Genomic DNA, 24,187 nt, shown 5'->3' with positions numbered 1-24,187 from the left:
ATGAAAACGACCGACGAAGAGCAACGCACCATGCTGCGGAGCATCCTCAAAGCAGCAATGGCAATACTACGTGATGATGCTCCATACAATCCTGAGCATATTTCCTTTGGAACAAACTACACAACGTGGACGCATCCACCTGCAAAGGGGTTTCTTTATAAATATAAAAATCGTTCATTACACGGAACGAAGATTGAGCTTTCCACTGGCGACGATCCCGAAGACTACAGTGATGATCGCGACAAGGTAAAAATTGTTCCAGCCGGTGTAAGAATCGTCCTTGATTCAAGAATTGCCAATCTGCCTGACAGTGAAATTAAATCGCTTCTCCAGCTGGAGGACTACTGGGTTGACTCTGACGGCAATCTCAATTACGGAAATGAAATGAGAGGGCGCACCCCAGACTCTCCCAATTTACAGTCATTCCGTTACCGGTCAAAAGATATTCCTGGAAGCAAGTATCCAGTCGATATCGAGCTTGGATATTTCAATCCGGAGGATGGATCACACCCACAGAGTTTATGGATGGTCGAAATGCGTCGCGCATACAAAATCTTGACACCCGAAGAACGCAAGCAACGCCGCCTCGAAGAACGGCAAGCGAAGCGCCAGAAATACGGGGAAATGAACCTGTGCACGGGGATGCCATGCCCCGAGACAGGGTTGTGGCAGGGATTCACCACGATTTCCAGTTCGGATGAATTGGTCATCTACAAGGGGCGAAAATTTCCCACGGTCCGCACTTTGACGCCTCAGGAGGAACACGAGCAGCGGCGAGTTACCGAGCGCGTAGCAGGCCAGTGGATGTGGTTGAGAGAGCCACACGACCATCCGGTATGGTGGATGCGCGACGATCCGGAATCCTGACGAGGCATGAACCAGAAGGGCGAGGCCAATCGTCCATTGCGCGTTCGATACATATCGTCCCGACAAATCGCGTTCTTGCCAGCCAGCCGATATGAACCTGCCGTCCCCGCTTGCTCATCCAGCCCGCTTCCCCGCAAACCGTGCGGTCGGCAACCCGGCGTAGCGTGTTCGGGCGACGAACACGCAGCCGGCGTCAGCATCGATCGCCAACCCATCGTCGCTCAACCCGACCCGCGCACTCGTCACGTACAACCGGCCTTCGCCATCGAGCGCCACGCAGCTCGGCTGCGCGGTCGGCACGGTCACGCGATCCGTCTCGACGCCGTCCGGCCCGTAGCGCACGACGCGCCTGCCGCCCCACTGCGCGTTCCACAGCCCGCCGTTGCAATCCATCGTGGAGCCGTCCGGATCGCCGTCCGGATCGGTCAGCCGTGCGAACGGCCGCACGTTAGCCACGTCGCCGCCCGCGCGGTAATCGCAGACGAAAATTTCGCGTATCAGCGAATCGCAGAAATACATCTTCGACCCGTCCGGCGAGAACGCGATGCTGTTCGCGATCGCCGCCGGCGGCAACGCCAGCCGCTCCAGCGTGAGGTCGGCACTGAGCCGATAGAACCCGCCGACCGCTTGCGGCGGCTCACTGCCCTCGTCCTTCATCCCGAACACGAACGCGCCAAATGGATCGCAGCGCCCGTCGTTCAGCCGCGTCGGCAGCCCGGGTTCGACGTCGACGATTCGCGTGAACGTGCGGCTACGCAGGTCGAAAAACGCGAGATGCGTCGCCAGCCCGACGAGCAGCACGTCCGGATCGTGCGTCAGCGCAAAGCACGCGAGCCGTTCGGGGATCGCCCATGACGTCGGCGCCGAACCGTCCGCGCGACAGCGCCACAGCTGCGCGCCCTCGATGTCCACCCAGTACACCGCGTGCGTCCTGTCGCACCACGTCGCTCCTTCGCCGAGCAGGTTGCGGCTGTCGGCCAGCAGCGTCGCCGACGCGGCCGGATGATCCTGTTGCATGGCGTCTCCCGATATCTGTCGCATTTGCAGGCGGTCGCATGGCCGGTCGGCTCCTCGTCGCGCACCGCTGGTTGCGACGATACGGGCCGAACAACACCGCGAGCAACAGAATTCCACCGCGTATCAGATATTGGTACGACGTCGGCACGCTCGCGCCCCGCACCTCGCCGACGATCCACACGCAGGCCGACACCGGAACGCGCCCATGCAGGTTCGGCGCGGCGGCGTCCGGCAACTCGCCGCCGCCCCTGCCCGCACCCGACGCATTCGAACGGCTCGTCGATTCCCCGCTGTAGCCGATGCGTTGCCGCGCCCGCGATGCTCCGCGTCGACGTGCTGCGCCGTCAGGCCGCCGCGAACACGATCACCGGTTCGCAGCGGATCGGGAAATTGACCGAGTTCGCGACATAGCATTGCGCATGCGCATCGTGATGCAGGCGTTCCGCCCGCTCACGATCGTCGCCGGCCCGGATCGTCACGTGCGGGCGCAGCACGATTTCCGTGAAGCGGCCCTGCTCGGCGCTGTCGAGCATCGTGCCTTCCGCATCGTCGACATAAGCCATCACGCGGATGCCCGCGTCCGAACACAGATGCAGGTACCAGAGCTTGTGACACGCCGATGCCGACGCGAGCAGCAGGTCTTCGGGATTCCAGCGCGACGCGTCGCCGCGGAACGCCGGGTCGGCCGACCCGGGGATGTCCGGCTTGCCGCCGGCCCGGATCACATGCTCGCGGCCGTATTCGCGATACCCCGACGTACCGGTGCCGCGATTGCCTGTCCACTCCACCGCGACGCGATACTTGTGCTCACCGGATGCCATCTCGATCTCCATGAATGTGGGTTGCCTCGACCGGGGCGGACATGCGTTCGACCGACGCCCGCCGGAAGCCTTCATTCTGGCATCGGATCGTCGTTTGGTATACCATTATTCCAAATTGACGAAACAGGCAGGCATGGAAGCCAGACTCGACTCCACGGCGGACGCGATCGCCGCATCGCTGCGCGACATGATCATCAACGGCGAGCTGGCGGCCGGCGAACGGCTCGTCGAGCGCGATCTGGCCGAGCGGTTCGGCATCAGCCGGATTCCGATGCGCGAGGCGATCCAGCGGCTGGAACGCGAAGGATTGCTGGATATTTTCCGGAATCGCGGCGCCGTCGTGCGCATGCTGGGCGCGTCGGATGTGCGGGAGATCTACGACCTGCGCGTGCTGCTGGAAGGCGATGCGATCTACCAGAGCGTGAAGCGGCTCGACGATGAAACACTGGCGCGCGCCGAACTCGTCCACCGCCTGCTCGGCGACGCAACCGCGCCGCGCCGGCAAGGCGAGCTGAATCGCGAATTCCACGCGTTGCTGTATTCGTGCTGCGACAACGCGCGGCAATTGAAGACGATTGCGGAACTGCGCAGCCAGGTCGAACGCTACGAGCGCCTGCAGGCCACGCTGCTCGCGGATACGCCGTCGTTCCAGGTCGAGCACGAGGACATCCTGCAGGCGTGCCGCGAGCGCAATGCGCGTGCGGCACGCTCGATGACGGTCGCGCATCTCGAATCGGCCAGACGCATCGTGATGCGGCTCGTCGAAGGCGGTTGAGAGCGACGCTGCGTTGCGCGCCGCCCACGCCGCGAGCGTCGGCGCGCTTGCTCAACCGGTCGAGGTGGATTTCACCGTTCCGCACGGCGAGGCGATCCGCCGTCCGGCACCGGCATGGCGCGCGGCGGCTTCGGGTTGAATACGGGTGACTGCGTCTGATCGGAACCGCCATTTCTGGACATTCGACACCGCTTCATCGATCCCGGACAATGGCTTCGACGATTCGACGCCCCCATTTCGCGAGACACGACGATGAAGGTAACGATTGCTTATATCGAAGAACCCCCGTTCGGCTGGACGAACGCGGATCGAACCGCCGCCGGCGCCGACCTCGATCTGGCCGATGCGGTTCTTCGCGCAATGGGGGTCACCCGGATCGAACATCACTTGACGACGTTCAGTGAACTGCTGCCCGGCGTCGAAGCCGGCCGCTGGGATATGAACGTCCCGCTGTTCGTGACGCCCGGGCGCGCCGAGCGGGTCGCGTTCAGCGTGCCCGTCTGGGCAATCGGGGACGGCTTCCTGGTTCGGGCCGGCAATCCGAAAACACTGGACAGCTACGCGTCGCTCGCCGAACGCCACGATGCGCGGCTGGGCATCATCGCCGGACAAGTGCAACACGATTCGGCGAGAACGGCGGGCGTAAGCGACGACCAGATAGTCATCTTCGAGCACCAGGCCGATGCGATCGAAGCGGTTCGCGCGGGGGCGATCGATGCGTATGCGAGCACGGCGCTGGGAAACCGCATCCTTGCGGATCGCATCGGCGGCGCGGTGCTTCAGGCCGTGGAGCACCGGCCCGACGCACATGGCGAGCGGCAGGAACGCCCGCTCGGGGCATTCTCGTTCAACAGGACGAACCGTGACCTGCTCGATGCCGTCAACGAGCAACTTCGCCGGTATCTGGGCTCACCCGATCATCGCGCCCGCATGGCGAGCTTCGGCCTGACACACAACGAGATCGATCCCGTTCTCGCCGGTTGAGCATGAGGCCGGCGGCGGCTACGAAGAGACCTTCCGCGCGATTTCTTTAACACGCCCAGCCGTCGACCCGGCAACGACAAGCAGCGATTCGATCGTGGCCCCGCCCGCGCCTTTTCCGCGGGACTTGCACTTCTTCGCTCGCGACCATATAGTTACCATGATAATTATATGGAGCACATCCCGTGACGAATCCGGTTTCCATCGAAAAACATCGCACCGCGCTTGTCTTCATCGAATTCCAGAATGAATGGCTCGGTGAAGACAGCATCCTCTTCAAGCGTCTTGTTCGCGACGAGGCGCCGTTTCGGGAGGCGGCCTCCAACGCGGCACACATCCTCGCGACTGCCCGGGAGGAAGGCTGGACCATTGCCCATGCCGGACTGGATCTGCGACACGATCCGCACTACCGCCTGTTCGCCGGCGGCCACGACGTCCTCGGGTTGCGCTCCGCGATTCCGGGCGCCGGCACGTGGATCGGGCAAGGCGCCGCGTTCTCGCCGCCTTTCCTGCCCGAGCGAAACGAATTCGTCACGCAGGGCCGCTCCGGAGCGAGCGTGCTGAGAAATTCGACGCTGGATCCGTTCCTGCGAAACAACCGTATCGACACGATTGTGCTGATGGGCTTCGCCACCCATGTCTGCGTGGAATCCACGCTTCGGGAAGCGCACGACATCGGCCTCGACTGCTGGATCGTGACGGACGGGTGCGCCGCGTTCACGAAAGGGCAACACGATCATGTCGTCGAACACGTGCTGCATCATTTCGGCGCCGGAATCGATACGGCGACGCTCGCACGTCATTTGAAAGGAGACCTTGCCCCGTGTTCTTCCTGAAGGAATTACCCAGCCGGGAAACGCTGGAAACCTACCATGAGCGCTTTCCCTCCATGAACGTGGACAACGTTCAGGCCGCACTCCACATGCTGCGACGTGCCAGCTCGCTGATGCGGGAGCTCGACACCTACTTTGCGGAAAACGGGCTCTCGACCTTGCGATATCTGATTCTCGTCGTGCTGGATCGCGAAAACCATCCGGACGGCCTGAAAGTGAGCGAACTGGCCGATCGTGTCGACGTGTCGCGCCCCGTCATGACACGCACGATCCAAGGTCTGGTCGAGGACGGCATGCTCACCTGCGAGGCGAGCGACGAAGACAGCCGGGCGAAGCTCGTCAGCCTGACGCGCGCCGGCCGCAATCGCTTGAACCGCGTGTTGCCGGGCTACTATCAGCTGATCGATCGGTTCATGTCGCGCGACGAACGCTGCTAGTTGGCGCCTGCAACCGGCGCCGGCCGGCCTGTGACCGGAACCGTCACGGAACGGGCGCACGGCCGACTGCCGGTACATCGCAAGCAACCGCCGAAGTGATGAAGCGCGCCGCGGCGTCGGCGCGAATCGCACATCGACACGCCCCCACGAAGGGCGTTCTTCACGTCACGGCGTCACCGCGCCGCCGGCCCCGTCCTTGACCCGCAGCAGCGCGTCGACCGACCCGATGTTCTTCTCATGCGACACGAGCATCAGCGTGAGCGCGTGGTGCAGATCGGGCACGTCGAGCGTCGGCAGCATCGCCTGCAGCTTGCGCACGACCCAGCGCTGCCCCCGGTTCAGGAATGCGAGCCGTTCCCGCACGTCGTCGATCGCCATCGCGGTTTCATGGAACGCGCCGGTGGCAAGCGTCGGCGTCGCGTCGAGCGAGCGGATCGCATCGTCCAGCACCGTGCACCAATGCGCGTCATCCTGGCGGATACCGACCACAAGACGATGAAGTTCGGCATCGTCGATTGCCGCCGCCGTCTCCGACGCGATGCGCGCGCCAGCCCGCTCGGCTTCCAGCAGTTCGTTCAGCAACGCGAGCAGCGCGTCGCGCTGCGCGCCGTCGGGGGGATCTGACGTTCGGGCGGGGCCGTCGTCGCGGGTCCGGTTCGACATGCGATGTGCTCCGTTTCGGGATGGGTGGCGCACCGTCCGACGGGCCCGACGCGACTCCGTCATGCACGGCGGCGAGACACGGCGCACGCGACCGGCCCGTGCATCGGGCGGACGGCGGCGACCACACGAAAAATGGAACACAGTGTGACATGCCCGTGTGACACGCGTCGTCAGACGGTTCGCTGTGCGTGATACCCGTCAACGCCGGCGCACGGCCGGCGGCCCCGCCCGGCTCACGCCCACCCTTCGAGCCGCAACGTCGACCGCACGAGCCGTTGCTCCTCCTGCTCGATCTCCCTCAAATAATCGACGCACTGCCGGATATGCTCGCTCGCCGCCTTGCGCGCCTGGTCGGGCAGCCGCCCCGTCACCGCGTTGTAGAGCCGCGCATGCTGGCGGTCGATCTGCTTCTTCAGCGGTTCGCGGTGATAGAGGTTGTTCACCGATGCGAACACCGAACTGAGCAGCAGGTCGGTCAGCGACTGCAGCGTGTTGACGAGCACGGGGTTGTGCGACGCCTCGCTGATCGCGAGATGGAACGCGTGGTCGAGCTTCGCGCGCGCAGCGGGATCGAGGTCCTGCGCATCGGCCGCGGTCATCTCCTCGTAGCGGCGCCGGATCAGGATGAAATCCGCCGGCGTGCCGCGCAGCGCGGCGAGCCGCGCGGCCTCGGCCTCGAGCATCCCGCGCACCTCGAACAGGTCGTACAGCGTGCGCGGCTGCGAACCGAGCAGGTGCATCATCGGCGTGATTTCGCGCTGCGGGGTCAGGCTCGCGACGAACGACCCCTTGCCGTGCGCCGTGTCGATGATCCCGCGCGCGTGCAGCAACTTCATCCCTTCGCGCACGGCCGTGCGCGATACGCCGAGCTTCTCGGTCAACCGCCGTTCCGACGGCAGCGCCTGCCCGGCCTTCAGCACGCCGTCGACGATCAGCTGCTCGATCCGTTCGGCGACGACGTCGGCCACGCGCCGCGCCGGCCTTTCCCGATCCTGGATTTCCATACTGGTATGACCACTTTGGAATGAGTTCGTCGATTTTCTCACAAAGCCTTATCCGTGCTGGATTTCATGGCTCATTCCACGGCGCCTGCCGGAACCCCGTCCGAAAAACTGGTATGACCACAAGAAAGACGTCTGGACATGCACGCCCGGCCCGCCAAGAATCGCGTCCATCCGGCGTGTCGCGCCTTGCGCGGCCGCCATGCATGGTGGAGACAGACCGATGAGTTTCATCTACGACGAACGGATCGACGGCCCGCTGGCGACCGTCGGCCGCGACACGCTCGTCGCCGCGCTGCACGCGGCGGCGCCCGGCCTCGACGTGCTGCACGAACGCGAGGCGCTCAAGCCGTTCGAATGCGACGGCCTCGCCGCCTACCGCACGGTGCCGCTCGCGGTCGTGCTGCCCGACACGGTCGAGCAGGTGCGCGCGGTGCTGCGCGTCGCGGCCGCGCTCGGCGTGCCGGTGGTCGCGCGCGGCGCGGGCACGGGGCTGTCGGGCGGCGCGATGCCGCTCGAAAAAGGCCTCCTGCTCGTGATGGCGAAGTTCAACCGGATTCTCGACATCGACCCCGACGCCGGCACCGCGCGCGTGCAGCCCGGCGTGCGCAACCTCGCGATCTCGCAGGCCGCCGCGCCGTACGGCCTGTACTACGCGCCCGATCCGTCGTCGCAGATCGCATGCTCGATCGGCGGCAACGTCGCCGAAAACGCGGGCGGCGTGCACTGCCTGAAATACGGCCTCACGGTGCACAACATCCTGAAGGTCGAGATCCTGACGATCGACGGCGACACGCTCACGCTCGGCGCCGATGCGCTCGACGCGCCGGGCTTCGACCTGCTCGCGCTGTTCACCGGCTCCGAAGGAATGCTCGGCATCGTCACGGAAGTGACCGTGAAGCTGCTGCCGAAGCCGCCGAACGTGAAGGTGCTGATGGCCAGCTTCGACGACGTCGCCGAAGCCGGCGCCGCGGTCGCGCGGATCATCGGCGCGGGCGTGATTCCCGGCGGTCTCGAGATGATGGACAACCTCGCGATCCGCGCGGCCGAGGATTTCATCCATGCGGGCTACCCGGTCGACGCGCAGGCGATCCTGCTGTGCGAGCTCGACGGCGCGCCGACCGACGTCGACGAGGACGCCGAGCGCGTCGCCGCGCTGCTGCGCGACGCGGGCGCGACCGACATCCGCGTCGCGCGCGACGAAGCCGAGCGCCAGCGCTTCTGGGCCGGCCGCAAGAACGCGTTTCCCGCGGTGGGCCGCATGTCGCCCGACTACTACTGCATGGACGGCACGATCCCGCGCCGCGAACTGCCGCGCGTGCTCGAAGGCATCGCCGCGCTGTCCGCCGAATACGGGCTGCCGGTCGCGAACGTGTTCCACGCCGGCGACGGCAACATGCACCCGCTGATCCTGTTCGATGCGAACCGGCCCGGCGAGCTCGACCGCGCGGAAGCGCTCGGCGGCAGGATCCTCGAGCTGTGCGTCGCGGCGGGCGGCAGCATCACCGGCGAGCACGGCGTCGGGCGCGAGAAGATCAACCAGATGTGCGTGCAGTTCAACACCGACGAAATCGCGTTCTTCCACGCGGTGAAGGCCGCGTTCGATCCGCAGGGCCTGCTCAATCCCGGCAAGAACATCCCGACGCTGCACCGCTGCGCCGAATTCGGCGCGATGCACGTCCATCACGGCAAGCTGCCGTTTCCCGAACTGGAGCGCTTCTGATGCGACGCGAAATCGAATCGACCGATGCCGGCGCGGCGCTCGTCGCGCAGGTCGACGCGGCGATCCGCGACCGCCAGCCGCTGCACATCCGCGGCGCCGGCACGAAGGCCTTCCTCGGCCGCCCCGTCGAAGGCCGCACGCTCGACCTGCGCGCGCATCGCGGCGTCGTGTCGTACGACCCGACCGAACTCGTCGTCACCGCGCGCGCGGGCACGCCGCTCGCCGAACTCGAGGCGATGCTCGACTCGGCCGGCCAGATGCTGCCGTGCGAGCCGCCGTCGTTCGGCGGCGCGGCCACGGTCGGCGGCATGTTCGCGGCGGCGCTGTCGGGGCCGCGCCGCCCGTGGGCCGGCGCGGTGCGCGATTTCGTGCTCGGCTGCCGCGTGATCACCGGCCGCGCGAAGCACCTGCGCTTCGGCGGCGAGGTGATGAAGAACGTCGCGGGCTACGACGTGTCGCGGCTGCTCGCGGGCAGCTTCGGCTGTCTCGGCGTCGTGACCGAGGTATCGCTGAAGGTGCTGCCGAAGCCGCGCGCGACGGCCGACCTCGCGCTGCCGCTCACTGCGGGCGACGCCGTACGGCGCGTCGCCGCCTGGCGGCGCGCGGGGCTGCCGCTCGCGGGCGCGTGCCACGCCGACGGCGTGCTGCGCGTGCGGATCGAGGGCGGCGAGGGCTCGGTGAAGGCGGCGGTCGCCACGATCGGCGGCGACCGCATGGACGGCCGCGACGACGCATTCTGGTCGCGGCTGCGCGACCTCGCGCTGCCGTTCTTCGACGATCCGCGCCCGCTGTGGCGCGTCTCGGCGCCGGCCGCCGCGCCGCTCGACGCGCTGCCCGGCGCGCAACTCGCCGACTGGGGCGGCGCGCAGCGCTGGCTGAAAAGCGACGCCGCGCCGGCCGACGTGCAGCGGCTCGCCGCGCAATGGGGCGGCCACGCGACCTGCTTCACGGCGGGCGCGACGCACGAGCCGTTCCAGCCGCTGCCGCCCGCGCTGCTGCGCGTGCACCGGCAGCTCAAGGCGCGGCTCGACCCGCACGCGATCTTCAATCCCGGCCGCCTGTACGCCGATCTCTGACCCTCGAAACGACCCGCCGATGCAAACCACCCTCAGCGAAGCAAGCAAGGCCCTTGCCCGGGCCGACGAAGCGGAAGCGATCCTGCGCGCGTGCGTGCACTGCGGCTTCTGCAACGCGACCTGCCCGACCTACCAGGTGCTCGGCAACGAGCTCGACGGGCCGCGCGGCCGCATCTACCTGATCAAGCAGCTGCTCGAAGGCGAGCCGTGCAGCGAGCGCACGCAGCAGCATCTCGACCGCTGCCTGACGTGCCGCAACTGCGAGACGACGTGCCCGTCCGGCGTGCGCTACCACACGCTGCTCGACATCGGCCGCGCCGAAGCCGAGAAGCATGCACGGCGGCCCGCGCGCGAACGCCTGCTGCGCGCGGGGCTGCGTCACGTCGTGCCGCGCCCGGCCACGTTCGCCGCGTTGCTGAAGGCCGGCCGCGCGCTGCGCCCGCTGCTGCCCGGCACGCTGCGGGACAAGATCCCGGCCGCCACCCCGGCGGCCGCGCCGCGTCCGGCCGTCCGCCACGCACGGCGGGTGCTGATGCTCGAGGGCTGCGTGCAGCCGTCGCTGTCGCCGAACACCAACGCGGCCGCCGCGCGCGTGCTCGACCGGCTCGGCATCGGCGTGACCCCGGCGCGCGAGGCCGGCTGCTGCGGCGCGACCGAATACCACCTGAACGCGCAGGACGCCGGCCTCGCCCGCGCACGCCGCAATATCGACGCATGGTGGCCCGCGATCGAGGCCGGCGCGGAGGCGATCGTGCTGACGGCGAGCGGCTGCGGCGCGTTCGTCAAGGAATACGGCGACCTGCTGCGTTCCGACCCCGCCTATGCGGAGAAGGCGCGGCGCGTCAGCGCGCTGGCGCGCGATCTCGCCGAGGTGATCGCGGCGGAGCCGCTCGATGCGCTGGCCGACGCGACGCCGCGCCGCGTCGCGGTCCACTGCCCGTGCACGCTGCAGCACGCGCAGCGGCTCGGCGGCGCGGTCGAGGGCATCCTGACGCGGCTCGGCTTCGATCTGACGAATGTCGCCGACGGCCATCTGTGCTGCGGCTCGGCCGGCACGTATTCGCTGACCCAGCCGGAACTCGCGACGACCCTGCGCGACAACCGGCTCGATGCGCTCGAGGCCGCGCGGCCGGACCTGATTGTCACGGCCAACGTCGGCTGCCAGACTCACCTGAACGGCGCGGGCCGCACGCCCGTGCGCCACTGGATCGAGCTGGTCGACAACCGCCTCGTCAACTGACCGGATGCCGGAGGAAAGCCATGCAGACGAAACCCGAACTCGAACTCGCCGACGCCGACCGCATGCTGGCCGCCGCGCGCGCGGAAGCGCAACGCCACGGCTGGGCCGTGTCGATCGCCGTCGTGGACGACGGCGGCCATCTGCTCGCGTTCGCGCGGCTGGACGGCGCATCGCCGGCCAGCGCGAGCATCGCGCAGGACAAGGCGCGCGCGGCCGCCCTCGGCCGGCGCGAGACGAAGGCGTATGAGGATATGATCAACGGTGGCCGTACCGCGTTTCTCAGCGCGCCGCTGACGGGATTGCTCGAAGGCGGCGTGCCGGTCATGGTCGGCGGCCGGGCGGCGGGCGCGATCGGCGTGTCTGGCGTAAAGTCGGAGCAGGACGCGCAGATTGCCCGCGCCGGCACACAAAGCGTCTCGGCCTGAGCCGCGCGCGATTTTTTCCCCGGGAGGATTAACGATGATCGACCAAGCAGGACTGCAAGTCGCGCCAGCGCTGAGCCAGTTCATTGAAAACGAAGCGCTGCCGGGCACCGGCATCGACAAGGCCGCGTTCTGGAGCGGTTTCTCGGCCCTGGTGCACGACCTCGCGCCGCGCAACCGCGAGCTGCTCGCGGAACGCGACCGCCTGCAGCAGGAACTCGACGCCTGGCACCGCGCGCACCCCGGCCCCGTGCGCGACCACGCCGCGTATCGCGCGTTCCTCGAACGGATCGGCTACCTCGTGCCGGCCCCGTCGAACGTCGCGGCAGCCACCGCGAACGTCGACAGCGAGATCGCGACGCAGGCCGGCCCGCAGCTCGTCGTGCCGCTGTCGAACGCACGCTATGCGCTGAACGCCGCGAACGCCCGCTGGGGCAGCCTGTACGACGCGCTGTACGGCACCGATGCGCTGCCCGAGGACGGCGGCGCCGAACGTACCGCGACCTACAACCCGACGCGCGGCCAGCGCGTGATCGACTACGCGCGCAACGTGCTCGACAACGCGGCGCCGCTCGCGAGCGGCTCGCACCGCGACGCGCTGCGCTACCGCGTGCAGGACGGCCAGCTCGCCGTCGAAACCGCGCAGGGCAGCGTGGGCCTCGCGCAGCCGGCGCAATTCGTCGGCTACCAGGGCGCGGCCGACGCGCCGTCCGCGATCCTGCTGAAGCACAACGGCCTGCACCTCGAGATCCAGGTCGACGCGTCCACGCCGATCGGCCGCGCCGATCTCGCCAACGTGAAGGACGTCGTGCTCGAAGCCGCGGTCAGCACGATCATCGACTGCGAGGATTCGGTCGCGGCGGTCGACGCGGACGACAAGGTCCAGCTCTACCGCAACTGGCTCGGCCTGATGCAGGGCACGCTGGTCGAGGAAGTCGCGAAGGGCGGCAAGACCTTCACCCGCCGCCTGAACGACGACCGCGAATACACGGCGCCCGCCGGCGGCACGCTGTCGCTGCACGGCCGTTCGCTGCTGTTCGTGCGCAACGTCGGCCACCTGATGACCAACGGCGCGGTGCTCGACCGCGACGGCAACGAGATTCCGGAAGGGATCCTCGACGGCGTCGTCACGACGCTGTGCGCGCTGCACGACCTGAAGGCGAAGCGCAACTCGCGCACGGGCTCGATCTACATCGTGAAGCCGAAGATGCACGGCCCGGTCGAAGTCGCGTTCGCCGATACGCTGTTCGCGCGCATCGAGGATCTGTACGGCCTGCCGCGCAACACGCTGAAGATGGGCATCATGGACGAGGAACGCCGCACCAGCGTGAACCTCGCCGCCTGCATCGCCGCGGCCGCCGCGCGCGTTGCGTTCATCAACACCGGATTCCTCGACCGCACCGGCGACGAGATGCACACCGCGATGGAAGCGGGCCCGATGATCCGCAAGGGCGACATGAAATCGTCGGCGTGGATCACCGCGTACGAGCGCAACAACGTGCTCGCGGGCCTGTCGGCCGGCTTGCGCGGGCGCGCGCAGATCGGCAAGGGCATGTGGGCGATGCCGGACCTGATGCACGCGATGCTCGAGCAGAAGATCGCGCATCCGCGCGCCGGCGCCAACACCGCATGGGTGCCGTCGCCGACCGCCGCGACGCTGCACGCGCTGCACTACCATCTCGTCGACGTGCAGGCCGTCCAGCAGGCGCTCGAGAAGACGCCGTACGCGAGCGAACGCGACACGCTGCTCGAAGGCCTGCTGACCGTGCCGGTCGTCGAGCGCGCCGCATGGAGCGAGAGCGAGATCCTGAGCGAGGTCGAGAACAACGCGCAGGGCATCCTCGGCTACGTCGTGCGCTGGGTCGAACAGGGCGTCGGCTGCTCGAAGGTGCCCGACATCCACGACGTCGGCCTGATGGAAGACCGCGCGACGCTGCGCATTTCGAGCCAGCACATCGCGAACTGGCTGCGCCACGGCGTGATCACCGAAGCGTTCGTGCTCGACGTGTTCAGGCGCATGGCGCGCGTCGTCGACCAGCAGAACGCCGGCGACCCGAACTATCGCCCGATGGCGCCCGACTACGACCAGTCGACCGCGTTCAAGGCCGCGTGCGCGCTGGCGCTGCAGGGCACGTCGCAGCCGAGCGGCTATACCGAGCCGCTGCTGCACCGGTTCCGGCTCGCGTTCAAGGCAGGGCAGCACGGCGGCTGAGCCGGCGCATGCGGGCGCGTCCCGCATGGCGGAATTGCCGGATGTCTTGAAACCGGTGTCACGAAACGGGCGGCCGCGGCCGCCCGTTTTTCATTTTCGCGTTCGTTTCACCGTTGAAACGGATAATCCGCGCATTTCGGTTGCCTTCATTTTCTCCGTCCGCCTGCCGTTAACCTGATGGAATCGGCGGCCACACGCCGCACGCCACGACCCTTCAGGCGGCAAAACCATACGCCGCAACCCCCTGACCGCATTTCGCAAGCCCGGGATTACACCGTAATTTGACCGGGATCAACGGGTCGCAACATATTCCGCGCATGCGGACGCGCGCGCTATACTCCGTCGAATGAGCACTGCCCGATTCGCCGGATCGCCGAATCTCCGCAGATGTCGCTAATAAACGCGTGATTTACCGGTATATCCGGCCGCGATTATCGACAATCGGCGTTCATTTTCTCCGCTGACCGGCAGGAAGGCGTCGGGATGGCTGCGTACCGGATCGCCGCCGACACGTCATACGAACAATTGCATCGGCCTGCCTTCCGGCGGCAATGCCCATCGATCCACGAATCATGGCAGAAACCGACTACGCAATGCCCAGCGAATCCGGCCTGATGCGCCGTGTCGCCGCACATCTGCGCCGGTTCCTGCTGCCGCACCTGATCTTCCATGCCGGGCTGCTGATCGCGCTGCTGCTGCTGATGCTGTGCGCGATCGTGCTGTATCAGGGCCGCATCGACGCGCGCGAGCGCGCGATCGCCACGCAGCAGAACCTCGCGCTGATGGCATCGTGGGACATCGAGCGCAACATCGAGATCTATTCGCTGTCGCTGCAGGCCGTCGTCGAAGGCATGAACGACCCCGCGGTCGCCGCGCTGCCGATGTCGCTGCGCCGCCAGGTGCTGTTCGACCGCGCGACGACGGCCAAGTACCTCGGCGGCATCTACGTGCTCGACGCCAAGGGCGACATCGAGGTCGACGGCAAGAGCGACGTGCCGCGCAAGGCCAACTTCGGCAATGCGTCCTATTTCGTCGTGCACCGCGACCACCCCGACGTGGGCCTGCACGTCAGCGATCCGTACCACTCCCGCATGCGGGCCGGCTCGCCGAGCATCGCGCTCAGCCGGCGGATCTCGAAACCCGACGGGTCGTTCGCGGGCGTCGCCGTGATGTCGATCCGGCTCGAATATTTCCAGAACCTGTTCTCGCGCCTGTCGCTCGGCGATCGCGGCTCGGTCGCGCTGATCAACACCGACGGCAGGATGCTCGCGCGCGAGCCGTACGATCCGGCGATCATCGGCCGCGACATCAGCCACGCCAGCACGTTCCGGCATTTCATGACCGCCAGCGAGGGCAGCTTCGCCGATACTGCGTCGATCGACGGCGTGCGCCGCCTGTACGTGTTCCGGCACCTCGACCACCTGCCGCTCATCATCATGGTCGCGCGCTCGGAAGCCGATACCTATGCCGCATGGTACGACCGTGCGATTCCGATCGGCTCCGCAATGGCCGTGCTCGCGATCGGCTTCGTCTGCCTGTCGCTGCTGCTCGACGTCCAGTTGCGCAAGCGTCACCGCGCGGAAACCGAGCTGCAGGCGCTCGCGCGCACCGACGGCCTGACCGGCCTCGACAACCGCCGGATGCTCGACGTCACGCTCGCGCGCGAATGGCGCCGCGCCGCACGCTCGCAGCTCGCGCTGTCGCTGCTGTTCATCGACGTCGACTTCTTCAAGCGCTACAACGATACGCAGGGGCACCAGGCCGGCGACGACGCGCTTGCCGCGGTCGGCCACTGCATCGCCGGCTGCCTGCGCCGCCCGGCCGACTATGCGGCGCGCTACGGCGGCGAGGAGTTCGTCGTGGTGCTGCCCGACGTCGACACCGACGGCGCGGTGTCGATCGCCGAGGCGATCCGCACCGGCATCCTCGATCTCGGCATCCGGCACGACGCGTGCGCGTCCGGCCGCCTGACGGTCAGCATCGGCGTGACGACAAGCTACCCCGAGCACGACGACGACATGCAGGCCGCGCTGAAGCTCGCCGACGACGCGCTGTATCGCGCGAAGGAAGGCGGGCGCAACCGCATCGTCGTGCAGACGGTCGCGCCCGGCGGTCTCGCCACGCGGCAGGCCTGAGCGGAACGACAGGGCGGCCGCCGCGCCGCCGTCGCCGCCCGCCGGCAAAATCGCCGACAATGTCGCCTCGACGAGCCGCCCGCGCGGCTGCGCGGCCGCTTCGCACCACCATGAGACTCAAGGCAAAGATCTTCCTTCTGGCCATCGTGCCGTTCCTGCTCGCGATCGCCGGCATCGGCTTCGGCGTGCGCCAGCAGGCCACGTCGCTCGCGCGCACGCAGCACGCGACGATCCAGGCCGCGTACCTGTCGAGCAAGGAAGTCGAGCTGAAGCACTACGTGGAGCTCGCGACGAGCGCGATCATGCCGCTCTACGACGCGAGCGGCCGCAACGCGCGCGACGACGCGATGCTGCGCATGCAGGCGCTCGAGATGCTGCGGAAGATGGATTTCGGCCCCGACGGCTATTTCTTCGTCTACGACCTGCACGGCAACTCGCTGATGCATCCGCGCGAACCCGAGCGCGTCGGCCACAACTTCTGGTCGATGCGCGACCCGCAGGGCGCGCTGACGATCCAGGAGCTGATCGGCGCGGCCGCGCACGGCGGCGGCTACGTGCGCTACACCTGGCAGCGACCGTCGACCGGCCGCATCGCGCCGAAGCTCGGCTACGTCGTCGCGCTCGAGCGCTGGGGCTGGATGGTCGGCACCGGCATCTATCTCGACGACGTCGACACCGCGCTCCAGCGCATCGACGCGCGCGCGTCGGCGAACATCGAGCGCACGATGAGCTGGCTCACCGCGATCGCGCTCACGGGCGCGGCGGCGATCGCCGTGTGCGCGCTGGTGCTGAACGTCAGCGAGTCGCGCAGCGCCGACGCGAAGCTCAAGCTGCTCGCGCAGCGCGTGGTCGAATCGCAGGAGCAGGAGCGGGCGCGGCTGTCGCGCGAACTGCACGACGGGATCAGCCAGATGATGGTGTCCGCGAAGCTGATGCTCGAATCCGCGCTCGCGCGCTTCGAACGCGGCGCCGCGCGCGTGCCCGAGGCCGAGCAGGCGCTGGCGTCCGGCGTCGTGCGGCTCGGCGACACGCTGCGCGAGGTGCGGCGCATCTCGCACGCGCTGCGTCCCACGATGCTCGACGATCTGGGCCTCGCGGCCGCGCTCGAGCAACTCGTCCGCGAGCTCGGCGCCGAAAGCGGCGTCGACATCGGCTATACGCAGGTCGCGCACGGCGGCGCGCGCCCGCTGCCCGCGGCGGTCAATACCGCGCTGTTCCGGATCGCACAGGAAGCGCTCAGCAACATCGTGCATCATGCGCGGGCGTCGCGCGCGGCCGTCACGCTCGACGTCGGCGCGCAATCCGTCACGCTGACGATCGCCGACAACGGCTGCGGCTTCGACGCCGAGCGCTCGCAGGCCGACGTCCGCCGCGGCATCGGCCTGCGCAACATGCGCGAGCGCCTCGACGCGCTCGGCGGGATGCTGACGATCACGTCGCAGGTCGGCCACACGATCGTCGCCGCGCGCGTGCCGCTGCCCGGCGCCGCCTGACGCCCCCATCACCGGAGACCATTTGCCCATGAGCGCCCCCGACACCGCCCGGCCCGCCGCCCGACTGCTGCTCGTCGACGATCACCCGCTCGTGCGCGACGGCTTGCGGATGCGGCTCGAAGCGGCCGACCTGTCCGTGATCGGCGAGGCCGGCAACGCCGACGAGGCGCTCGCGCTTGCCGCGTCGCTCGAACCCGATCTCGCGCTGATGGACGTCGGCATGAACGGGATGAACGGCATCACGCTCGCGGGCGTGTTCCACGAGCGCTTTCCGGGCATCCGCGTGCTGATGCTGTCGATGCACGACAACCTCGAATACGTGACGCAGGCCGTGCGCGCCGGCGCGAGCGGCTACCTGCTGAAGGATTCGCCCGCGAGCGAGATCGTCCGTGCGATCGGCGCGGTGCTGGCCGGCCAGACGTTCTTCAGCGAAGGGCTCGCCGCGCGGATGATCCACGCACGCGCCACCACGTCGCCGCTCGACCGGCTGACGCCGCGCGAGCGCGACATCCTCGACATGCTGGCCGAGGGTTTGTCGAGCAAGCAGATCGCGCAGCAGACGGCGCTGTCGGTGCGCACGGTCGAGACGCACCGGCTCAATCTGAAGCGCAAGCTGGAGATCGAAGGGCAGGCCGAGCTGATCAAGTTCGCGGTCGAGCATCGGCGGCGGTAGTCCGGCGCATCGGCTGCGCCGCGGTCACGATTCTTCGTCCCGTTTCATATTCGCCGGATCGCGCTCCCTCCGGGGCGGCGGGATCCTTGCGCCTCACTCGGCAGGCGGCATCCGGGCGAACCGCGCCGTCGGGCGCGTGACGTCGTCGAGCGGCGCGCGGTCCCGCCGACGCCGGTTGGCGACGCGCGGCAACGAGCAACGGCCCGCCGGCGCCCGTGCCGTTCGGTCGAACACCGCAGCGCACATTCGTTGTGCATCGCCAAGTCACAATTGTTCATACAGCAGCGTGTCGCGGTCGGTAAGATCCAGCCCTGTCCAAATGTAACCCAGTCGAGAACATAATTTTCGACTGCACAACGCCTCACCGGGTTGCCGTTGGATGTCGCGTGGCGTTATCGAGTGAAAAGCGCCTCGGCGTCGTCAGTCCATCCAGATCATTTCCGAAACCGACAACCATGCAAACCAAGCTCATCTCCACCCTGCTGCTCGTGGCTGCTGCCACTGTTTCCTCGATCGCGTCCGCGGCAGACGGCACGATTACGTTCAACGGCAGCGTGACCGCACAAACCTGCACGATCAACGGCAACGGCAGCGGCTCGAACAACTTCAGTGTCACGCTGCTGCCGGTATCGACCAGCGCGCTGGCCACCGCCGGCCAGTATGCCGGCCGCCAGGGCTTCTCGATTGCGCTCACGGCCTGTACGCCCGCGTCGGGCAACGTCCACACCTACTTCGAACCGGGCCCGACGGTCGACTCCGCCACCGGCAACCTGATCGTGGCCACGGGTGGCGCGACCAACGTCGAGATCGGCCTGCTGAACAGCGACTACTCGCGAATCCAGCTCGGCGCACCGGACGCATCGCAGAACTCGAAGTCGGCCGCCATCAGTGCCGCCGGCGCGGCAACGCTGAACTACTACGCGCAATACGTTGCGACCGGCGCTGCAACGGCCGGCGCGGCGACGTCGAGCGTCATGTACTCGCTCATTTATCAGTGACCAACTGATTAGTTGTCCATACAAGTAACAGGTGGGGCGGCGTGAATTCGCTCCCCACCTCATGCAAGGTACCTGAATCATTTCAGCCATGAATTTGAAAAAATCACTCCGATTCGCGTTCGCCGCCGCGGGCATCGCATGGTTCAGTTATCTCGCAACGCCCGCCGACGCGTCGGTGGTCATCGGCGGCACGCGCGTGATCTACGATGCAGGCGAATCCGAGGTCACGCTCAAGCTGTCGAATGCAGGGCAGACGCCTGCACTCGTGCAGTCGTGGATCGATTCAGGCGACGTGCACGGCGCACCGACCGGTATCAAGGTGCCGTTCATCGTCACGCCGCCGATCGCGCGAATCGATCCGTCCAAGGCGCAGACGCTGCGCATCGTCTATACGGGCGAACCGATGCCGGCGGATCGCGAGTCGGTGTTCTGGCTCAACGTGCTCGAAGTGCCGCCCAAACCGAAAGCGGAGGACGCGGACCTGAACCGGATCCAGCTCGCGTTCCGCTCGCGCATCAAGCTGTTCTATCGCCCGGGCAAGCTCAAGGGATCGTCGGCCGACGCGCCGGCACAGCTCACCTGGCGCCTCACGCGGGCCGGCGGCAAGCCGGCCATCGAGGCGAATAACCCGACGCCGTTCCATGTGTCGCTGACCATGATCAGCGTCCAGGCGGGCGAGCGCAGCGCGGTCTTCGACGACGGCGGCATGGTCGGCCCCGGCGAAACGCGCGCGTTCCCGCTGAAGGGCGATGTGCCCGAAGCGGCCGGCGCCAGCGTGCACTACACGACGCTGAACGACTACGGCGGTGCGGTCAACGGCACGGCGCCGTTGCAGTCCGGCGCTGCCGCGCCGGCGCCGTAACGCACGGCCGATCCCCTCCGTCGCGCAAGGCGCGGGTAGCGCGCCACGCCCCTCCAAACGCAAGATCGAGCATGCTCGCCCCGGGCAGGGTGCAGGCTTGCTCACGCTCGGCTGACTATCGTGATTCAACGCATTTCCAGCTTGCCTTTGTCCATGCGCTGGCGTCTGCGCCCGTGCTTCATGCTTGCGCTGTCGGTGTTCGCGTCGGTGGACGCGCTGGCGGCAACCGTCGACGCCGGAGCCGGCGCCACGCAAGTGGCGGAGGTCCAGTTCGACGACCAGTTCCTGCAACGCCCGGGCAGCACGCGGGTGGATGTCAGCCGCTTCGAAAAGGGCAATGTGGCAGAGCCGGGTTCATATCGCGTCGACCTGTTCGTCAACACGAACTGGATCGGTCGCACGGGGATCACGCTGCGCCAGATCGGCACCGACCGGAACAACGTCCAGCCCTGCTTCGATCGCGAACTGCTGCAACAGGTCGGGGTCGATATCGCGAAGCTGTCGCAGGAAGCGACGCGCATGCTGACGGACGATCGCCAGGCCTGCACAACGATCGGCATGCTGGTACCGGACGCCTTCGCGAGCTTCGACAATGGCGAGCAGAGGCTCGATGTCAGCATCCCGCAGGCGTCGCTCAGCCGAGACGCGCGCGGCTACGTGGACCCGCGCTACTGGGACGAGGGCGTGCCGGCCGCGCTGCTGTCGTACAGCGGCAACCTGTACCATTCCGACAATCCGGGCTCGTCGTCGACCCAGGCCTTCCTCGGCCTGACCGCCGGCTTGAATGCCGGCCCCTGGCGCTTCCGCCACAACGGCAACTATACGTACGACACGCATGGCGGTTCGCACTATCAAAGCGTGCAGACCAGCCTGCAGCGCTCGATCGCGCGCCTGAAGGCGCAACTCGTGATCGGCGACGCGTTCACCGACGGCACGATGTTCGACAGCGTGGGCTTTCGCGGCGTGCGGATCGCCAGCGACGAGCGCATGTATCCGGAATCCCAACGCGGCTACGCACCGACCATCCACGGCATCGCCAACAGCAATGCGCTGGTGCAGGTGCGCCAGAACGGCAACATCATCTACAGCGGGAACGTCGCAACCGGCCCGTTCGTGATCGACGATCTCTATCCGACCGGTTACGGCGGCGATCTCGACGTCGTCGTGACCGAGGCCGACGGCAGCGTCCATACCTTCAAGGTGCCGTATGCGACGGCCGTCAATTCGCTGCGGCCCGGCATCACGCATTTCAGCGTGACGGCCGGCGAGTATCGCAATCCGTTGCTGCCGGGCAAGCCGGCGCTGTTTCAGGCAACCGCGCAACATGGTTTCACCAACCTGATCACGGGTTACGGCGGCGTGACGGTCGCCCCCGGCTATCTGGCCAGCGTGGTCGGCGCCGCGCTCAATACCGGGCTGGGCGCGTTCGCCCTCGACATCACGCAGGCCAACACCGATCTGCCGGCGATGGATACGCGTCACGGCCAGAGCGTGAAGCTCTCGTACAGCAAGCTGATCAGTCGGACCGACACCAATATCGCGGTGGCTGCCTATCGCTATTCGAGCAGCGGCTACCTGGGCCTGCAGGATGCAATGCAGTTCCGTGAACAACCGGCGAGTAGCGTGAACGGCCAGACGTCGAGCAACAGGCTCCGTGGCCAGTTCCAGGTGATGCTCAACCAGCGCCTGCCGGAAGGCTGGGGATCGTTCTACCTGTCGGGCTCGACCGTCACCTACTGGAATCGCGGCGGCAACGACACGCAGTTCCAGGCCGGCTACAACAACAATTTCGGGCGCGTCAACTACGGCATATCGGCCGCGCGCCAGTTCGACGTGACGCAAAACCGCTGGGACAACCGCTTCCTGCTGAATGTATCGATACCGTTGAACCTCGGTTCGCACTCGGTGTACGCGTCGACCAGCCTGCAGCACGACAGCAACGGCGCGACCGTGGCCCAGGAGTCGATGGCGGGTTCGCTCGGCGTCGACAACGCACTCAGCTACGGCATGACCATCGGCCACACCAGCGGCAATGGCGCGGCTACAGCCACCAGCGTGGGCGGCAGCGCGTCCTACCTGTCGCCCTATGCGACCTTCGCGGGCAATGCGTCGAAGGGCACCGGATTCACGCAGTACGGCGGCGGTATCTCGGGCGGCATGGTGGGCTACGCCGGCGGCCTGGTCCTGACGCCGACCATGGGCGAAACGTTGGCGATCGTCGAGGCCAAGGATGCGAGCGGAGCGCGCGTGACGACCGGCAGCGGCCTGCGCATCGATCCGTTCGGCCATGCGCTGGCGGCGAACCTCACGCCATTCTCGACCAATGAGGTCGAGATCGATCCCAAGGGCGTGCCGATGAGTGTCGAGCTGAAGTCGAGCGCGCAGCACGTCGCGCCAACCGCGGGCGCGGTGGTGCGGCTGAAGTTCGAGACCGAAGGCGGCGGGCGCGCGGTGATCATGCGCGCGCGCACGACGGACGGCGAGCCGGTTCCGTTCGGCGCGGAGGTGAGCGACGCGGCGGGGCAGAACGTCGGCACCGTGGCACAGGATGGCCGCGTCGTCCTGCGCGGCGTGAAGACGGATACCGGCACGCTGAACGTGAAGTGGGGCGACACGGCGGCCGAGGGCTGTTCGCTGTCCTACACGCTTGCGCCGGCGAGCAAGACGAGCCGGCAAAGCTGGACCGAGGCGGAGGCGGTATGCACGAAATGAGCGATGCGGGTGCGATGAAACTGGGAGAGGTCATGAAACGAAACGAATATTCGACCGCGACGCGCCGGCAGGCGAAATCGGCGCGCGGCTGGGGCCGCGCGGTGTTCTGGCTGCTCGCGCTGGTAGCGTTGATGCTTGGTCCGGGTTCGCGCGCCGCGTTCGCGCAGAGCGCCGTTTGCACGGGCACGGCGCAGACGGTGACGATCTCGATGCCGGCTTCGGTGACGATCCCGCGCGACGCCGCGATCGGTACGGTGCTGACTGCCTGGGCCAGTACTCCGGCCGTCACCAACTTCTATAGTTGCACCGTGTCGGGTTCTGCATTCTCGGGTATGGCCTTCGAAGCGTTGTCGTTGACCAAGACCGGCATGACGGTGGCCGGGCCGAACGGTGTGGCCTATACGGTCTGGAATACCAATGTGCCGGGCGTCGGTGTCGCGATCGGCGTGCGTTCCTATGCGAACGGTTGTGGATGGCAGCCATGGGACGATCTCGGCACGCCGAGGCCGCCGCTACCCAGCCCCTGGGCCGGGTGGGCCTGTAACCAAAACGGTACGAGCAGTCTGGTCACCAACGGTGGCCAGGCTCAGGTGGCGCTGGTCAAGACCGGCGCCATCACGGCGGGCACGGTGACGGGCGGCGTGCTGTTCGAGGGAGCGCCCTCGACAGGGGGCGCAAACATCAACGGCCCGTTTACGGTCTCCGCTTCGAACCATGTGTCGTATGCGCTGACCTCGACCATCGTCAACGTGGCGGCTTGCACCACGCCGAACGTGACGGTCAACATGGGTTCACCCCTGCAGTCGGAATTCACGGGCATCGGCTCGACCAACAAGCAGGCCGTCTCGTTCAACGTCGCGGTCAACGCCTGCCCGACAGGCCTGAACTCGATCCAGTACCAGTTCATCCCGGTCAATGCCGTACTCGACAGCACCAACGGCGTGCTGGCGCTGTCGAGCGGTTCGACGGCCACCGGTATCGGACTGCAACTGAAGGACGGCAACGGCAATGCGCTGACATACAACACGCAGTACACGCTGACGAGCTACAACCAATCGACGGGCGGCTCCTACACGATCCCGCTCACGGCCAGGTACTACCAGACGGCCGCCACCGTGACGCCCGGCAGCGCGAACGCGGTGCTGACCTTCACCATGACGTATCAGTAGGCCACGCACAGCGAGCCTTGATGTGCGCGAAGGTGGCCTGGACTTGAGCGTGCGCGACCGGGCGCGCGGTCGCATCG

The 24,187-nt window shown here is 67.2% G+C and carries 20 protein-coding genes and 2 pseudogenes; 17 read left to right on the top strand and 5 right to left on the bottom strand.

All coding sequences use genetic code 11. The features are described from left to right. A complete protein-coding gene (locus GQ57_RS05850) occupies nucleotides 1-867 on the top strand; it encodes a hypothetical protein (RefSeq protein ID WP_034197359.1) in 867 nt (288 codons plus the stop codon). Between the two features lie 114 nt (nucleotides 868-981). On the opposite strand, the gene GQ57_RS05845 is transcribed toward GQ57_RS05850, so the two are convergent. The 3 genes and pseudogenes from GQ57_RS05845 to GQ57_RS05835 all read right to left on the bottom strand — a co-directional run bounded on the left by GQ57_RS05845 (nucleotide 982) and on the right by GQ57_RS05835 (nucleotide 2,705). Then, a complete protein-coding gene (locus GQ57_RS05845) occupies nucleotides 982-1,884 on the bottom strand; it encodes an SMP-30/gluconolactonase/LRE family protein (protein ID WP_034197358.1) in 903 nt (300 codons plus the stop codon). A gap of 52 nt (nucleotides 1,885-1,936) precedes the next feature. After that, nucleotides 1,937-2,065, bottom strand: a pseudogene (araH, locus tag GQ57_RS43615) (L-arabinose ABC transporter permease AraH); the annotation flags it as partial. 163 nt (nucleotides 2,066-2,228) lie between these two features. After that, entirely contained in the window at nucleotides 2,229-2,705 is a 477-nt protein-coding gene (locus GQ57_RS05835; RefSeq protein ID WP_031400859.1) for an OsmC family protein, read from the bottom strand. A 133-nt stretch (nucleotides 2,706-2,838) separates the two neighbouring features. On the opposite strand from GQ57_RS05835, the gene GQ57_RS05830 reads away from it, so the two are divergent. The 4 genes from GQ57_RS05830 to GQ57_RS05815 all read left to right on the top strand — a co-directional run bounded on the left by GQ57_RS05830 (nucleotide 2,839) and on the right by GQ57_RS05815 (nucleotide 5,731). Continuing rightward, nucleotides 2,839-3,480, top strand: coding sequence for a GntR family transcriptional regulator (locus GQ57_RS05830; protein ID WP_034197357.1), 642 nt, complete (start codon nucleotides 2,839-2,841; stop codon nucleotides 3,478-3,480). 252 nt (nucleotides 3,481-3,732) lie between these two features. Continuing rightward, the gene (locus GQ57_RS05825) at nucleotides 3,733-4,464 is read left to right on the top strand and encodes a transporter substrate-binding domain-containing protein (protein ID WP_034197356.1); all 732 of its coding nucleotides are present in this window, start codon (nucleotides 3,733-3,735) and stop codon (nucleotides 4,462-4,464) included. A gap of 182 nt (nucleotides 4,465-4,646) precedes the next feature. Next, nucleotides 4,647-5,297, top strand: a complete 651-nt coding sequence (locus GQ57_RS05820; RefSeq protein WP_052001104.1) for a cysteine hydrolase — start codon at nucleotides 4,647-4,649, stop codon at nucleotides 5,295-5,297. Then, nucleotides 5,285-5,731: a MarR family winged helix-turn-helix transcriptional regulator gene (locus GQ57_RS05815; RefSeq protein WP_034197355.1), complete on the top strand. Its 447-nt coding sequence runs from the start codon at nucleotides 5,285-5,287 to the stop codon at nucleotides 5,729-5,731. Before GQ57_RS05820 ends, GQ57_RS05815 begins: the two co-directional genes overlap by 13 nt. Before the next feature lie 165 nt (nucleotides 5,732-5,896). Here GQ57_RS05815 and GQ57_RS05810 read toward each other — a convergent pair. Both GQ57_RS05810 and glcC read right to left on the bottom strand, forming a co-directional pair. Then, a pseudogene (locus tag GQ57_RS05810) lies at nucleotides 5,897-6,337 on the bottom strand (DUF6306 domain-containing protein); the annotation flags it as partial. Between the two features lie 290 nt (nucleotides 6,338-6,627). Beyond that, nucleotides 6,628-7,398, bottom strand: a complete 771-nt coding sequence (glcC, locus tag GQ57_RS05805; protein ID WP_031400853.1) for a transcriptional regulator GlcC — start codon at nucleotides 7,396-7,398, stop codon at nucleotides 6,628-6,630. Nucleotides 7,399-7,618: 220 nt separating this feature from the next. Here glcC and glcD point away from each other — a divergent pair, with 220 nt between their 5' ends. From glcD to GQ57_RS05745, 12 genes are all read left to right on the top strand, one after another. Continuing rightward, nucleotides 7,619-9,118, top strand: coding sequence for a glycolate oxidase subunit GlcD (glcD, locus tag GQ57_RS05800; RefSeq protein WP_031400852.1), 1,500 nt, complete (start codon nucleotides 7,619-7,621; stop codon nucleotides 9,116-9,118). Further along, nucleotides 9,118-10,194, top strand: a complete 1,077-nt coding sequence (glcE, locus tag GQ57_RS05795; RefSeq protein ID WP_031400851.1) for a glycolate oxidase subunit GlcE — start codon at nucleotides 9,118-9,120, stop codon at nucleotides 10,192-10,194. The genes glcD and glcE overlap by 1 nt, the downstream gene beginning before the upstream one ends. Before the next feature lie 19 nt (nucleotides 10,195-10,213). Further along, a complete protein-coding gene (gene glcF, locus GQ57_RS05790) occupies nucleotides 10,214-11,434 on the top strand; it encodes a glycolate oxidase subunit GlcF (RefSeq protein WP_031400850.1) in 1,221 nt (406 codons plus the stop codon). Between the two features lie 20 nt (nucleotides 11,435-11,454). Next, a complete protein-coding gene (locus GQ57_RS05785; protein ID WP_031400849.1) occupies nucleotides 11,455-11,859 on the top strand; it encodes a GlcG/HbpS family heme-binding protein in 405 nt (134 codons plus the stop codon). 34 nt (nucleotides 11,860-11,893) lie between these two features. Next, nucleotides 11,894-14,068, top strand: coding sequence for a malate synthase G (locus GQ57_RS05780; protein WP_034197353.1), 2,175 nt, complete (start codon nucleotides 11,894-11,896; stop codon nucleotides 14,066-14,068). 572 nt (nucleotides 14,069-14,640) lie between these two features. After that, a complete protein-coding gene (locus GQ57_RS05775; RefSeq protein WP_031400847.1) occupies nucleotides 14,641-16,203 on the top strand; it encodes a sensor domain-containing diguanylate cyclase in 1,563 nt (520 codons plus the stop codon). Nucleotides 16,204-16,313: 110 nt separating this feature from the next. Further along, nucleotides 16,314-17,696, top strand: coding sequence for a cache domain-containing protein (locus GQ57_RS05770; protein WP_031400846.1), 1,383 nt, complete (start codon nucleotides 16,314-16,316; stop codon nucleotides 17,694-17,696). 28 nt (nucleotides 17,697-17,724) lie between these two features. Further along, on the top strand, nucleotides 17,725-18,369 hold the full coding sequence (locus tag GQ57_RS05765) for a response regulator (RefSeq protein ID WP_031400845.1): 645 nt from the start codon (nucleotides 17,725-17,727) through the stop codon (nucleotides 18,367-18,369). Between the two features lie 455 nt (nucleotides 18,370-18,824). Beyond that, nucleotides 18,825-19,367 carry a fimbrial protein gene (locus GQ57_RS05760; RefSeq protein WP_031400844.1) on the top strand — a complete coding sequence of 181 codons (543 nt, stop codon included), beginning with the start codon at nucleotides 18,825-18,827 and terminating at the stop codon, nucleotides 19,365-19,367. Nucleotides 19,368-19,455: 88 nt separating this feature from the next. Further along, the gene (locus GQ57_RS05755) at nucleotides 19,456-20,229 is read left to right on the top strand and encodes a fimbria/pilus periplasmic chaperone (protein WP_031400843.1); all 774 of its coding nucleotides are present in this window, start codon (nucleotides 19,456-19,458) and stop codon (nucleotides 20,227-20,229) included. 153 nt (nucleotides 20,230-20,382) lie between these two features. Next, nucleotides 20,383-22,941, top strand: coding sequence for a fimbria/pilus outer membrane usher protein (locus GQ57_RS05750; RefSeq protein WP_052001103.1), 2,559 nt, complete (start codon nucleotides 20,383-20,385; stop codon nucleotides 22,939-22,941). Further along, nucleotides 22,929-24,110, top strand: coding sequence for a fimbrial protein (locus tag GQ57_RS05745; RefSeq protein WP_034197352.1), 1,182 nt, complete (start codon nucleotides 22,929-22,931; stop codon nucleotides 24,108-24,110). The genes GQ57_RS05750 and GQ57_RS05745 overlap by 13 nt, the downstream gene beginning before the upstream one ends. Nucleotides 24,111-24,187 lie beyond the last annotated feature (77 nt).

Origin of the sequence: Burkholderia sp. MSh2 (genome assembly GCF_000731655.1) — a bacterium.
Lineage (GTDB): Bacteria > Pseudomonadota > Gammaproteobacteria > Burkholderiales > Burkholderiaceae > Burkholderia > Burkholderia paludis.
The sequence above is the reverse complement of the archived record's forward strand: the minus strand, read 5'-3'. Positions and strand labels throughout refer to the sequence as shown.